Origin of the sequence: Streptomyces sp. NPDC014889, assembly GCF_043081205.1 — a bacterium.
Taxonomy (GTDB): domain Bacteria; phylum Actinomycetota; class Actinomycetes; order Streptomycetales; family Streptomycetaceae; genus Streptomyces.
In genome coordinates this window covers 280,545-293,463 of record NZ_JBIBWH010000003.1, presented here as the reverse complement: position 1 = coordinate 293,463, position 12,919 = coordinate 280,545, and the positions used below count along the sequence as shown (strand labels likewise).

Sequence of the window (12,919 nt, the reverse complement as noted above, 5' to 3'; positions counted from 1 at the left end):
TCACCAAGGTCCTTCCACTCGGCGATCGGCCCCGACCCGGAAGGGCAACGATCCGGCAACGGGCCCTTGCCTCGGCTGGTGTAATCGTTTCCAATCGCTGATGTAATCGATTCCACGAGGAGGTGGGACGGCGATGGCGGGCATCAAGGACGTCGCCGCCGCGGCGGGCGTGTCCGTGGCCACGGTCTCCCGCGTCCTGAACGAGAACCCGTCGGTCAGCGCCGGCGCACGCGCACGCGTGCTGGCCGCCGTCGAGGCGCTGGGCTACCGCCCGAACGCCGTCGCCCGGTCGCTGCGCACCCACCGGACCCGCACCCTGGGCCTGGTCATCAGCGACGTGCTCAATCCGTACTTCACCGCACTGGCCCGCTCCGTCGAGGAGGAGGCCCGCGCCCTCGGCTACAGCGTGATCATCGGCAACGCCGACGAGCGGCCCGGCCTCCAGGACCACCATGTACGAACGCTGCTCGACCGCCGTATCGACGGTCTCCTCATCTCCCCCGCCGACGACGGCTCCCCGCTGATGCCGGACGCCGCGCGCGCGGGCACGCCGATGGTGTTCGTGGACCGGTGGATCGAGGGCGTGGACGTGCCCGTGGTCCGCTCGGACGGGCGGGCGGCCGTCCGGGATCTCGTCGCGCACCTGTACCGGCTCGGCCACCGGCGGCTCGCGATCATCGCGGGCCCGGCGGCCACCACCACCGGCCGCGAGCGCGTGGAGGCGTTCCGCGAGGCGCTGGCCGCCCACGGACTCCCGCTGCCGGACGCGTACATCGGCCAGGGCGACTTCAAGGCGGGGAGCGGCCGACGGGTCACCGAGGGCTTCCTCGGGCTGCCCGAGCCCCCCGAGGCCGTGTTCGCCGCCGACAACCTGATGGCGCTCGGCGCGCTGGACGCCATCCGCGCGCGCGGGCTGCGGGTGCCCGGCGACATCGCGCTGGCCGCGTTCGACGACATCCCGTGGTTCCCGCACACCGACCCGCCGATCACCGCGATCGCGCAGCCCACCGACGAGCTGGGGCGCGCCGCCGTACGCGCCCTGGTCGACCGCATGGCGGGGCGGCCCGCGCGGTCCGTCACCCTCCCCGCCCGGCTGGTCGTACGCCGCTCCTGCGGCGAGCCGGAGGGCGACCCGGTGACGGCGACCTGACCGATGTCCACCGGTCGTCCCGGCCGGCCCCCTCGTGAGTCACCCCCGTAAGGAGAAAGCGCACATGTACGACTACGACCTCCTGGTCGTGGGGTCGGCCAACGCCGACCTGGTGATCGGTGTCGAGCGGCGGCCCGCCGCAGGGGAGACGGTGCTCGGTTCCGATCTGAGGGTCCACCCCGGCGGCAAGGGCGCCAACCAGGCCGCGGCCGCCGCCCGGCTCGGGGCCCGGACGGCCCTGCTGGCCCGGGTCGGCGACGACGCCCACGGCCGGCTGCTGCTCGACGCCCAGCGCGCGGCCGGGGTCGACCCGGCGGGCGTGCTGGTCGGCGGGGCGCCCACCGGGGTGGCGCTGATCACGGTGGACCCGTCCGGGGACAACAGCATCGTGGTCTCGCCGGGCGCCAACGGCCGGCTCACCCCCGAGGACGTGCGCGCGGCCGGCCACCTCCTGCGCGCCTCCCGGGTGGTCTCGGCGCAGTTGGAGATCCCGCTGGAGACGGTCGTGGAGGCGGTGCGGAACCTGGCGCCGGGAAGCCGCTTCGTGCTGAACCCGTCGCCGCCTCGCCCCCTGCCGCGGGAACTCCTGGAGGCCTGCGACCCGCTGATCGTGAACGAGCACGAGGCGCAGGTGATCCTGGGCGGCTCCGAGGCGGGCGGCACCCCCGGGAGCTGGGCGCGGGACCTGCTCGCCCTGGGCCCGCGCTCGGTGGTGATCACCCTGGGCGGCGAGGGCGCGCTGGTGGCGTCCGCCGACGGGACCGCCCGGGTCCCGTCGGTGAAGGTGGACGCCGTGGACACCACCGGCGCGGGCGACGCGTTCACCGCGGCGCTGGCCTGGCGGCTGGGCGCGGGCGCCTCCCTGGAGGAGGCCGCGGCCTACGCCGCCCGGGTCGGCGCGGTCGCCGTCACCCGGCGGGGCGCGCAGGAGTCCTATCCCACCGCGGCCGAGGTCGACGCCCTGTGAGCGGTGGCCGTCGGATCGCGTGAGCGGTGGTCATCGGATCGCATGAGCGGTGGTCATCGGATCGCGTGCGCCACGAACCGCTCCGCCGTCTCCGCCAGCACCTCCCGTCCGTCCCGGGCCCACAACCCGTCGTTGAACAGCTCGACTTCGATGGCGCCCGTGTAACCGGCCGCCTCCACGTACCGCTTCCACTCCCGCATGTCGATCGAGCCGTCGCCGATCTGGCCCCGGCCGTTGAGCACGCCCTCGGGCAGCGGGGTCGTCCAGTCGGCGAGCTGGAAGGTGTGGATGCGGCCGCCAGCGCCCGCCCGGGCGATCTGCTCGGGGGCGGTGTCGTCCCACCAGATGTGGTAGGTGTCGACGGTGACGCCGACCTGGTGGGCCGGGAAGCGCTCGGCGAGGTCGAGCGCCTGGGCGAGAGTGGAGACCACGCAGCGGTCGGCGGCGTACATGGGGTGCAGCGGCTCGATGGCCAGGCGGACCCCGCGCTCGGCCGCGTACGGGCCGAGGACGGCGAGGGCGTCGGCGATGCGTTCCCTGGCCCCGCGCAGATCCTTGCTGCCTGCGGGCAGTCCGCCGGAGACCAGCACCAGCGTGTCGGTGCCGAGCGTCGCGGCCTCGTCGATCGCCGCGTGGTTGTCGCCCAGCGCCTCCGCCCGCTCGACCGGGTCGATCGCGGTGAGGAAGCCGCCCCGGCACAGGGTGGTGACGGTGAGGCCCGCGTCCCGGACGAGCTTGGCGGCGGCCTCCACGCCGTACGCCTGGACGGGTTCGCGCCACAGGCCCACGCCCGGCACGCCCAGCTCCAGGCAGGTGTCCACCAGTTCCGGAAGTGACAGCTGCTTGACCGTCATCTGGTTGATGGAGAAGCGTTCCAGGTCCGCGCTCATTGGTTCACCCCGTACAGCGACAGCAGGTTCGTCATCCGCTCCTCGGCGAGCTTCGGGTCCGGGAACAGGCCGAGTCCGTCGGCGAGTTCGTAGGCGCGGGCGAGGTGAGGCAGGGAGCGGGCCGACTGGAGGCCGCCGACCATCGTGAAGTGCGTCTGGTGCCCGGCGAGCCAGGCCAGGAACACCACGCCCGTCTTGTAGAAGCGGGTGGGGGTCTGGAAGAGGTGCCGGGACAGCTCGACCGTGGGGTCGAGCAGGCCGCGGAAGCCCTTGGTGTCCCCGGTGTCCAGGACCCGTACCGCCTCGGCCGCCAGCGGTCCGAGCGGGTCGAAGATGCCGAGCAGCGCATGGCTGAAGCCCTGCTCGTCGCCGGCGATCAGCTCGGGGTAGTTGAAGTCGTCGCCGGTGTAGCAGCGCACGCCCTGCGGCAGGCGGCGGCGCAGGTCGATCTCCCGCTGGGCGTCCAGCAGTGAGATCTTTACTCCGTCGACCTTGTCGGGGTGGGCGGCGATGACCTCCAGGAAGGTGTCGGTGGCCGCGTCCAGGTCGGCCGAGCCCCAGTAGCCCTCGAGGGCCGGGTCGAACATGGGGCCGAGCCAGTGCAGGATCACCGGGTCGGCGGCCTGGCGCAGCAGGTGGCCGTAGACCTCCAGGTAGTCCTCGGGGCCCTCGGCCGTGGCCGCAAGGGCGCGCGAGGCCATCAGGATCGCCTGGGCGCCCGCCTCCTCCACGACGGCGAGCTGCTCCTCGTAGGCGGCCCGGATCCGCGTGAGCGAGCCGCCGGTGAGCTGGTCGGTGCCGACGCCGCAGGCGATCCGGCCTCCCACGGCACGGGCCTCGGCCGCGGAGCGGCGGATCAGTTCGGCCGCGCCCGCCCAGTCCAGGCCCATGCCGCGCTGGGCGGTGTCCATGGCCTCGGCGACGCCCAGCCCGTGGGCCCACAGATGGCGGCGGAAGGCGAGGGTGGCGTCCCAGTCGACGGCAGCGGGCGAGTCGGGTGACACGTCGGCGAACGGGTCGGCGACGACGTGCGCCGCCGAGAAGACGGTCCGGGAGGTGAAGGGCGTGCCCGCGGTGGGGGCGAGCGGCTCGGTGCGGGGCTCGTAACTGCGCAGCGTCCCGCCCGCGCCGGGCAGTCGGATGGTCACGGCTGGATCTCCGGTACGTCGAGGCGGCGGCCCTCGGCCGAGGACTTCAGGCCCAGTTCGGCGAGCTGGACGCCGCGGGCGCCGGCGAACAGGTCCCAGTGGTAGGGGGCGTCGGCGTACACGTGCTTGAGGAACAGCTCCCACTGGGCCTTGAAGCCGTTGTCGAACTCCTGGTTGCCGGGCACCTCCTGCCACTGGTCGCGGAAGACCTCGGTGGCGGGGATGTCGGGGTTCCAGACCGGCTTGGGGGTGGCGGAGCGGTGCTGGACGCGGCAGTCGCGCAGACCGGCGACGGCCGATCCCTCGGTGCCGTCGACCTGGAACTCGACCAGCTCGTCGCGGTTGACGCGGACGGCCCAGGAGGAGTTGATCTGGGCGATCACCCCGCCCTCCAGCTCGAAGACGCCGTAGGCGGCGTCGTCGGCGGTGGCGGTGTAGGGCTTGCCGTTCTCGTCCCAGCGCTGGGGGATGTGGGTGGCGGTGAGGGCCTGTACGGAGGTGACCCGGCCGAACAGCTCGTGCAGCACGTACTCCCAGTGCGGGAACATGTCGACGACGATGCCGCCGCCGTCCTCGGCACGGTAGTTCCAGGACGGGCGCTGGGCCTCCTGCCAGTCGCCCTCGAAGACCCAGTAGCCGAACTCGCCGCGCACGGACAGGATCCGGCCGAAGAAGCCGCCGTCGATCAGCCGCTTCAGCTTGAGCAGGCCGGGCAGGAAGAGCTTGTCCTGGACGACGCCGTGCTTGACGCCGGCCTCGCGGGCGAGCCGGGCGAGCTCCAGGGCGCCCTCCAGGCCGGTGGCGGTGGGCTTCTCGGTGTAGACGTGCTTGCCGGCGGCGATCGCCTTCCTGATCGCCTCCTCGCGGGCCGAGGTGACCTGCGCGTCGAAGTAGATGTCGACGGACGGGTCGGCGAGGACCGCGTCCAGGTCGGTCGAGACGTGCTCCAGGCCGTGCTTCTCGGCGAGCGCCCGCAGCGCGTGCTCGCGCCGGCCGACCAGGACCGGTTCCGGCCACAGCACCGTGCCGTCGCCGAGGTCGAGTCCGCCCTGCTCGCGCAGGGCGAGGATGGAGCGGACCAGATGCTGGCGGTACCCCATGCGCCCGGTCACGCCGTTCATGGCGATCCGCACCGTCTTGCGTGTCACTTCAGTCCCTTCGTACGCGGTCCACGCGCCGCGTACGCCCCCGGTGGTGGCACTGGTGAGCGCGTTGCAGCAAGCGCTTTCTATGCACAGAGAAGCTAGCCTCTGGACAGCCGTCCGGACAAGAGCGTGTCCAGGACGTGGTGGTTCGAGGCCGCCTGCGGGCGGGCCGGGTGGCCGTAAGGTCTGCTCGACACCCCGGGCCGGGCGCGTGCCCGCGGCGGGCCACGAGTGGGCACGTGTCGGGTGGCACGTACGACGACAAGATGCGCGACCGGAGGACGACGAGATGACGGTGACCCTGGCGGACGTGGCGGCCCGCGCACAGGTCTCTCCCGCGACGGTGTCGCGCGTGCTGAACGGCAACTACCCGGTCGCCGCCTCCACCCGGGAGCGGGTGCTGAAGGCGGTAGACGAGCTGGACTACGTGCTCAACGGTCCCGCGAGTTCGCTCGCCGCCGCGACCTCCGACCTGGTCGGCATCCTCGTGAACGACATCGCCGACCCCTTCTTCGGCATCATGGCGAGCGCCATCCAGTCGGAGATCGGCGGCCCCGGGGGCCGGGCCGGCGGGGAGCGGCTGGCGGTCGTCTGCAACACGGGCGGCTCACCGGACCGCGAGCTGACCTACCTGACCCTGCTGCAACGGCAGCGGGCGGCTGCGGTGGTGCTGACCGGCGGGGCCGTGGAGGACGCGCCGCACGCGGCGGCGGTCTCGGCCAAGCTGCGCAAGCTGGCCGACGCCGGGACGCGTGTGGTGCTGTGCGGGCGGCCCCCGGCGGCGGGCACCCGGGCGATCGCGCTGGCCTTCGGCAACCAGGACGGCGCACGGCGGTTGACGGAGCATCTGATCGCCCTGGGCCACCGGCGGCTCGGCTACATCGCGGGGCCCGGGGAGCGCACGACCACCCGCCACCGGCTGGAGGGCCACCGCGAGGCGCTCGCCGCGGCGGGCATCGAGGACGACCCCCGCCGGACGGTGTACGGCCGCTACGACCGCCGGTCCGGCCACGAGGGCACCCTGGAGCTGCTGCGCCGCGACCCGTCCCTGACGGCGGTCGTCGCCGCGAACGACTCCGTCGCGCTGGGCGCCTGCGCCGCGCTGCGCGAGTCCGGTCTGCGCATCCCCGAGGACGTCTCGGTGGCGGGCTTCGACGACCTCCCCTTCAGCGTCGACACGGTCCCCGCCCTCACGACGGTCCGGCTGCCGCTCGCGGAAGCGGGCGCCCGCGCGGGCCGCATCGCGATGGGCCGCGAGGAGCCGCCGGCGAGCGAGGTCGCACACGTCCCGGGGGAGCTGATGGTGCGCGGGTCGACGGGGGCGCCGCGCGAGACGACGGGGGCGTCGGGCGGGGCCTGAAGCGTGGGGGCGTGGGACGCCGCGGGTCGCGGGAAGCCATCCGTGGGGCCTGAACCACGCGGGGCGTGAGGCGCCGTGGGGGTCCGCGGGGACCCCGTGGGGTGAGGCGCATGCGCAGGGCGGGACACCGTGCGGTCTGAGGCCCGCGGTGCTCGGGAAACCCGTAGGGCTTGAGAATCGCGGGACCTGAGACGGCCCGCAGGACTCCGCACGAGACATGGGGACTTGAGGCACTGCGTGCGGCGGGGGCGCCGCGCAAGGGGTCCGTGCGGCCTGAACCACGCAGGGCGAGACGCCGTGCGGGTCCGCAGGGACCCCGCGGCGTCAGGCGCACGCGCGGAGGCGAGACACCACGCGGGCTCAAGACCACGGAGCTCGCGAAAACCCGCAGGACTCGAAGATCGCGGGACCTGAGACGGCCCGCAGGACTTGAGAACCGCACCACCCATGGGGACTTGAGGCACTGCGTGCGGCGTGGAGCGTGGAGCGCAGGCGTCCGTGAGACCTGATCCCGCGGGGCGAGGCGCCGCGCGAGCCTGCCGGGACCCCGTGGCGTCAGGCGCACGCGCGGGGGCGAGAGACCGCGCGGGCTGAAGACCACAGGGCTCGGGAAAACCCGCAGGGCTCGAAGATCGCGGGACCTGAGACGGCCCGCAGGACTTGGGAACCGCACGAGCCATAGGGACTTGAGGTCTGCGTGCGGCAGGGGGCGCCGCGCAAGGGGTCCGTGCGGCCTGAACCACGCGGGGCAAGGCGCCGTGCGGGTCCGCAGGGACCTCATGGCGTCAGGCGCACGCGCGGAGGCGAGAGACCGCGCGGCTGAGGCCCGCGGGTCGGGAAACCCGCAGGGCTGGAGAACCGGGCCGTGGGGACATGAGGCACGGCGCGGGGCGCGGGGCGTCGCGGGAGGGTGGGGCGTTGCGCGGGATCCCAGGGGTCGAGAGCCCTGCTGGTCCGAAAGGGGCGTCGGGCGCGTCCACGGGACAGCGGGCGGGCACCGGGCACCGTGTGGGTCCATCGGGGTGCCGCTCGGGGCGTGAGGCGGGTGGCCCGAGGCGTGGACGGGGCGGGCGGCCGGGGTTTAGCCTCGGACCGAGCGGTTCTCTGACTGAGTCAAGCATCCGCCGTCTCCCGCCCCCTCACCCACGAGGCCCGCCATGACCGTCCAGGACATCCGCGCCTTCAACCGCTTCTACACCAACGCCATCGGCGCCCTCGACTACGGCCGCCACCTCTACGCCCCCTACACGCTCACCGAGTCACGGGTGCTCTACGAGCTCGCGCACGCGCCCCGGACCGACGCGGCCGACCTGCGGGCCGAACTCTCCCTGGACGCCGGGTACCTGAGCCGGATCCTCAACAAGTTCGAGCAGGACGGGCTGGTCGAGCGCGGCCCGTCCGAGCGGGACACCCGGCGCCGGAGCGTCACCCTCACGCCGCACGGCAGGGAGGCCGCCGGCCTGCTGGAGGAGCGGGCGCGGGAGTCCGTCGGCCGGCTGCTGCTCGCCGTACCGCCGGCGGACCGGCCGCGGCTGGCGGACGCGATGCGCACCGTACGGGAGATCCTGTCCGGGGGACGGGAGCCACGGCCCGAGGACGTCGTGCTGCGCGGGCCCGGACCCGGCGACCTGGGCTGGATCGTGCAGCGCAACGGCGCGGTGTACGCCGCCGAGTTCGGCTGGAACGCCGACTACGAGGGCCTGGTGGCGAGGATCGTCGCCGACTTCGCCCGGGACCACGACCCGGACCTGGAACGGGTGTGGATCGCCGAGCTCGACGGGCGCCCGGTCGGGTGCGTGATGTGCGTACGGGACGAGGCGCCGGCCACCGCGCGGCTGCGGCTGCTGCTGGTCGGGCCCGAGGCGCGCGGACTGGGCATCGGGGACCGACTGGTGCGGGCGGTCGTCGGCTTCGCGCGCGAAACCGGCTACCGGGACCTGGTGCTGTGGACCAACGACGTGCTCGGCAGCGCCCGCCGCATCTACCAGCGGCACGGCTTCGCCCTGGTCGCCGAGCGGCCGCACCACTCCTTCGGCAAGGACCTGGTGGGCCAGGACTGGCGACTGGACCTGCGCGAAACGGGCGCGTGAGGAGACCTCAGCGCGGCCGCCCGGCCGGCTGCGCCGGGGCGGGGACGTCGCTGTGCACGGCGGCGGGCCCCGGAGCCGGGGCGGGCGAGCGCTCGCGGCGGCGGCCCGGTGTCAGGGAGGTCAGCGCCACCCCGCCCACCAGCAGCGCCGCCGCGCACCAGCGCAGCAGGCTGACCGATTCGCTGAGGAAGAGCGCGGCCGAGGACATGCCGAAGACCGGGACCAGCAGCGAGAACGGCGCCACCGTGGACGCCGGGTGGCGGCGCAACAGCAGGCCCCAGGCGCCGAAGCCGAAGACCGTGGTGATCCAGGCGACGTAGAGGACCGTGCCCGCGCCCTGCCAGTCCAGGGCGCGCAGCGCGGCCAGGTCGCGGGAGGGGCCCTCCAGCAGCAGCGACAGGCCGAGCAGCGGCAGGACCGGGACCGTGCTCACCCAGACCATGAAGTTCAGCGCGTCCGGGGCGGCCGCCTTGCGGGTCAGGACGTTGGAGACGCCCCAGCAGGCCGCCGCGGCGACGACGAGCGCGAAGGCGCCCACCGGGCCCGCGGTGCCCTCGTCCACGGCCGCGACGCCGATGCCGGCGAGCGCCACACCCATGCCCAGCACCCTGACGCGCGAAGGCCGTTCGCCGAGCGCCAGGAAGGCGAACAGGGCCGTGAACACCGCCTGGATCTGGAGCACCAGGGAGGAGAGCCCGGCGGGCATCCCGGCGTCCATCCCGACGAACAGCAGCCCGAACTTGGCGACGCCGAGCACCAGCCCGACCGCCACGATCCACTTCCACGCCACCTTCGGCCGGCCCACCAGGAAGACGGCGGGCACGGCGGCCGCGAGGAAGCGCAGGGCCGAGAAGAGCAGGGGCGGGAAGTGGCCGAGGCCGACCTCGATGACGGTGAAGTTCACGCCCCAGACGGCGGCGACGAGGACGGCGAGCAGGACATGGGCGGGTCGCATGTACCGAGGATCACGTCCACGGACCGTGAAGCACCAGCGATGATTGCTGCACCATTGCGTGAAGCAACACTAATCGGTCGGCCTGCGGGAGGAACACCGTGCTCGATCTCCAGCGTCTGCGCGCCCTGCACGCCGTCTCCGTGCACGGCACCGTCGGGGCGGCCGCCGTCGCGCTCGGGTACACCTCGTCGGCGGTGTCGCAGCAGATCGCCAAGCTGGAACGGGAGACCAGGACCGTCCTGCTCGAACGCGAGGGACGCGGGGTGCGGCTCACCGACGAGGCTCACCAACTGGTCGCTGCGGCCAGCGAGTTGATGGCGATCGTGGAGCGCGCGGAGACCGAGCTCGAGGAGCGGCGCGGGGTGCCCGCCGGACGGCTGCTGGTGGCGGCGTTCGCCTCGGCGGCGCGCGGGCTCATGCCCCGCGTCCTCGCGGACCTGGCCCGGCGGCACCCGGCCCTGGACGCCCGGCTCAGTGAGGTCGACCCGCATCTGTCGGTGGACCTGGTCGCCAAGGGCGCCGTCGACCTGGCCGTCGCGCACGACTGGGACATCGCCCCGCTGCCCGCCCCGGCCGGGGTGGAACAGGCCGTCATCGGGGACGACTTGTGCGACCTGCTGGTGCCGGCCGGGCACCCGTTCGCGGGGCGGACGGGGGTGCGGCGCGAGGAGCTGGGCGGCGAGCGGTGGATCTGCCAGCCGCCGGGCCGGGTGTGCAGCGACTGGCTGCTGCGCACCCTGCGCGCCGCCGGACACGAGCCGGACGTGGTCCACCAGGCCGACGAGAACCCGACCCTGGTCGCCCTGGTCGCCGCTGGCCTGGGCGTCGCGCTGATCCCGCGCCTGGGCCGGGGCCCGCTGCCCGAGGGGGTCGTGGAGGTGCCGCTCGATCCCATGCCCGTACGGCGGTTGTACGCGCTGTGGCGCACGGGCGCCGCCCGGCGGCCGGCCATCGCGGAGACGGTGCGCACCCTGCGGCAGCACTGGCCGGAGGTGTCCGCCCACACGCCCCGCTGAACTCCCGCGGTCACCTCCGCACCGATGTGCGGGAATCCGCGTCCGGCCGGGAACCCGGCACCGCCCCCGCCCGTCCGACCGGTGAGCTGCCGCAGGAGTCCGCGCGGTGCGGTGCCGGCCTCGCCGACGTCCGCGATCGCCGACCACCCTCTCCTCCGCACCGCGGCCGGCAGCCCGCCGCCGTCGGCGCGCCCCCCTCCGGCTGCGCCGGCGGCGGCCCTCACCGGTTCCTGTGCACTCCCTTGACTGGCAGAAACTTCCCGGATATTGGTGACTCCTCGGAAGTTTCCTTCAGCGCTAGGGATCTCCTCCCGGAAGGGGCGCACGTGCACGACACCAGCACGGGAACCACTGCACTTCCCTCCAGACGCACCGTTCTCGCCGCCACCGCCGGCATCACCGCCGCCCTGGCGGTCACGGGCACCGGCACCGCCCACGCCGCCTCCTACAACGACAAGAAGCTGCGTGCCCTCGTCTCTCGGATGACGCTCGAGGAGAAGGTCGGCCAGCTCTTCGTGATGCGGGTCTACGGCCACTCGGCCACCGACCCGACGCAGGCCGACATCGACGCCAACCTCAAGGAGATCGGCGTCCGCACGGCCGCCGAGCTGATCGCCAAGTACCGCGTCGGCGGCATCATCTACTTCGCCTGGGCCAACAACACCCAGAACCCGCACCAGATAGCGGACCTGTCCAACGGGATCCAGCAGGCGTCCCTCGGACAGCCGCGCGGCCTGCCCCTGCTCGTCGCCACCGACCAGGAGCACGGGATCGTCTGCCGCGTGGGCAAGCCCGCGACCCTGTTCCCGGGCGCCATGGCGGTGGGCGCGGGCGGCTCCCCCGCCGACGCGCAGACGCTGGGCCGCGTCTCCGGCGCGGAGCTGCGCGCCCTCGGCATCAACCAGGACTACTCCCCCGACGCCGACGTGAACGTCAACCCGGCCAACCCGGTCATCGGCGTACGGTCCTTCGGCGCCGACCCGGACGCGGTGGCGAAGCTGGTGGCCGCCGAGGTGAAGGGCTACCAGAGCTCCAAGGTGGCGGCGACGGCCAAGCACTTCCCCGGGCACGGGGACACCGCCACCGACAGCCACTACGGCTTCCCGGTCATCACGCACAGCCGCGAGCTGTGGGAGAAGCTGGACGCGGTGCCGTTCCGGGCCGCGATCAAGGCCGGCATCGACTCGATCATGACCGCGCACATCCAGTTCCCGGCGCTGGACGACTCCGGCGACCCGGCCACCCTCTCCCAGCCGATCCTCACCGGCATCCTGCGCGGCGAACTCGGCTACGACGGGGTCGTGGTGACCGACTCGCTCGGCATGGACGGCGTACGCACCAAGTACGGCGACGACCGGGTGCCGGTGCTCGCCCTGAAGGCGGGCGTGGACCAGCTGCTCAACCCGCCCTCGCTGGACGTGGCCTGGAACGCGGTGCTGAACGCGGTGCGGGCCGGCGAGCTGACCGAGGCCCGGCTCGACGAGTCGATCCTGCGCGTTCTGCGGCTGAAGGCGAAGCTGGGACTGCTGGAGGAACCCTACGTCAGCCAGGCGAAGGTCGACCGCGTCGTGGGCATCGGCACCCACCTGGCGGCGGCCGACCGGATCGCCGAGCGGACCACGACCCTGCTGGCCAACGAGGGCCGCCTGCTGCCGCTGTCCCGCCGTAGCCACAAGAAGCTGCTCGTCGTCGGCGCCGACCCCGCGTCCCCGTCGGGCACCACCGGGCCGCCCACCGGAGTGCTCGCCGCCGCCCTCACCGAACTCGGCTTCCAGGCCACGGCGTTGTCGACCGGCACCGCCCCGTCGACGGCGACCGCCGACAAGGCGGTGGCCGCGGCCCGGGACGCGGACGCGGTGGTGGTCGCGACGTACAACGTCACGGCGGGCAGCTCCCAGAAGACGCTGGTCGAACGGCTCGTCGCCACCGGCCGCCCGGTGATCGCGGTCGCGGTCCGCAACCCCTACGACATCGCCCAACTACCCACCGTCCCTGCTCACTTGGCGGCCTACTCCTGGACGGACGTGGAACTGCGCGCCGCCGCCCGGGTGATCGCGGGCCAGGTGAGGCCGCGCGGGAAGCTCCCGGTGCCGGTGCAGCGGGCGGACGACCCGGCACGGGTCCTGTACCCCATCGGGTACGGCCTGTCGTACTGACCGGCCTCGCGCGTCGGGCGTACGGCGCTTACGTCGCGCCCC

Annotated in this window: 10 protein-coding genes; 6 read left to right on the top strand and 4 right to left on the bottom strand. The window is 73.8% G+C overall.

The genetic code is table 11. The features are described 5' to 3' along the window. Positions 1-133 precede the first annotated feature (133 nt). Positions 134-1,150: a LacI family DNA-binding transcriptional regulator gene (locus ACF09J_RS07450; protein ID WP_392304419.1), complete on the top strand. Its 1,017-nt coding sequence runs from the start codon at positions 134-136 to the stop codon at positions 1,148-1,150. A gap of 64 nt (positions 1,151-1,214) precedes the next feature. Continuing rightward, entirely contained in the window at positions 1,215-2,117 is a 903-nt protein-coding gene (locus ACF09J_RS07445; RefSeq protein ID WP_392304418.1) for a ribokinase, read from the top strand. 53 nt (positions 2,118-2,170) lie between these two features. Here the strand turns inward: ACF09J_RS07445 and ACF09J_RS07440 are convergent, their stop codons facing one another. Genes ACF09J_RS07440 through ACF09J_RS07430 form a run of 3 tightly spaced genes read right to left on the bottom strand, consistent with a single transcriptional unit; the run spans position 2,171 to position 5,303 of the window. Then, positions 2,171-3,007 carry a sugar phosphate isomerase/epimerase family protein gene (locus ACF09J_RS07440; RefSeq protein WP_392304417.1) on the bottom strand — a complete coding sequence of 279 codons (837 nt, stop codon included), beginning with the start codon at positions 3,005-3,007 and terminating at the stop codon, positions 2,171-2,173. Beyond that, positions 3,004-4,155: a dihydrodipicolinate synthase family protein gene (locus ACF09J_RS07435; protein ID WP_392304416.1), complete on the bottom strand. Its 1,152-nt coding sequence runs from the start codon at positions 4,153-4,155 to the stop codon at positions 3,004-3,006. Before ACF09J_RS07435 ends, ACF09J_RS07440 begins: the two co-directional genes overlap by 4 nt. After that, positions 4,152-5,303: a Gfo/Idh/MocA family protein gene (locus tag ACF09J_RS07430; protein WP_392304415.1), complete on the bottom strand. Its 1,152-nt coding sequence runs from the start codon at positions 5,301-5,303 to the stop codon at positions 4,152-4,154. Before ACF09J_RS07430 ends, ACF09J_RS07435 begins: the two co-directional genes overlap by 4 nt. A 286-nt stretch (positions 5,304-5,589) precedes the next feature. On the opposite strand from ACF09J_RS07430, the gene ACF09J_RS07425 reads away from it, so the two are divergent. Beyond that, positions 5,590-6,660: a LacI family DNA-binding transcriptional regulator gene (locus ACF09J_RS07425; RefSeq protein ID WP_392304414.1), complete on the top strand. Its 1,071-nt coding sequence runs from the start codon at positions 5,590-5,592 to the stop codon at positions 6,658-6,660. 1,157 nt (positions 6,661-7,817) lie between these two features. Then, a complete protein-coding gene (locus tag ACF09J_RS07420; protein WP_392304413.1) occupies positions 7,818-8,750 on the top strand; it encodes a GNAT family N-acetyltransferase in 933 nt (310 codons plus the stop codon). Positions 8,751-8,757: 7 nt separating this feature from the next. On the opposite strand, the gene ACF09J_RS07415 is transcribed toward ACF09J_RS07420, so the two are convergent. Continuing rightward, complete coding sequence (locus ACF09J_RS07415) at positions 8,758-9,705, bottom strand: EamA family transporter (RefSeq protein ID WP_392304412.1); 948 nt, start codon at positions 9,703-9,705, stop codon at positions 8,758-8,760. 98 nt (positions 9,706-9,803) lie between these two features. Between ACF09J_RS07415 and ACF09J_RS07410 the strand changes: the two genes are divergently transcribed. Further along, a complete protein-coding gene (locus ACF09J_RS07410; protein ID WP_392304411.1) occupies positions 9,804-10,721 on the top strand; it encodes a LysR family transcriptional regulator in 918 nt (305 codons plus the stop codon). Between the two features lie 326 nt (positions 10,722-11,047). After that, on the top strand, positions 11,048-12,877 hold the full coding sequence (locus tag ACF09J_RS07405; protein WP_392304410.1) for a glycoside hydrolase family 3 protein: 1,830 nt from the start codon (positions 11,048-11,050) through the stop codon (positions 12,875-12,877). The last annotated feature ends 42 nt before the right edge of the window (positions 12,878-12,919 follow it).

Excerpts from the sequence above, each read along its gene's own strand:
- ACF09J_RS07450 (WP_392304419.1), top strand. The coding sequence starts at position 134 with ATGGCGGGCATCAAGGACGTCGCCGCCGCGGCGGGCGTGTCCGTGGCC.
- ACF09J_RS07445 (WP_392304418.1), top strand. The coding sequence starts at position 1,215 with ATGTACGACTACGACCTCCTGGTCGTGGGGTCGGCCAACGCCGACCTG.
- ACF09J_RS07440 (WP_392304417.1), bottom strand. The coding sequence starts at position 3,007 with ATGAGCGCGGACCTGGAACGCTTCTCCATCAACCAGATGACGGTCAAG.
- ACF09J_RS07425 (WP_392304414.1), top strand. The coding sequence starts at position 5,590 with ATGACGGTGACCCTGGCGGACGTGGCGGCCCGCGCACAGGTCTCTCCC.
- ACF09J_RS07420 (WP_392304413.1), top strand. The coding sequence starts at position 7,818 with ATGACCGTCCAGGACATCCGCGCCTTCAACCGCTTCTACACCAACGCC.
- ACF09J_RS07415 (WP_392304412.1), bottom strand. The coding sequence starts at position 9,705 with ATGCGACCCGCCCATGTCCTGCTCGCCGTCCTCGTCGCCGCCGTCTGG.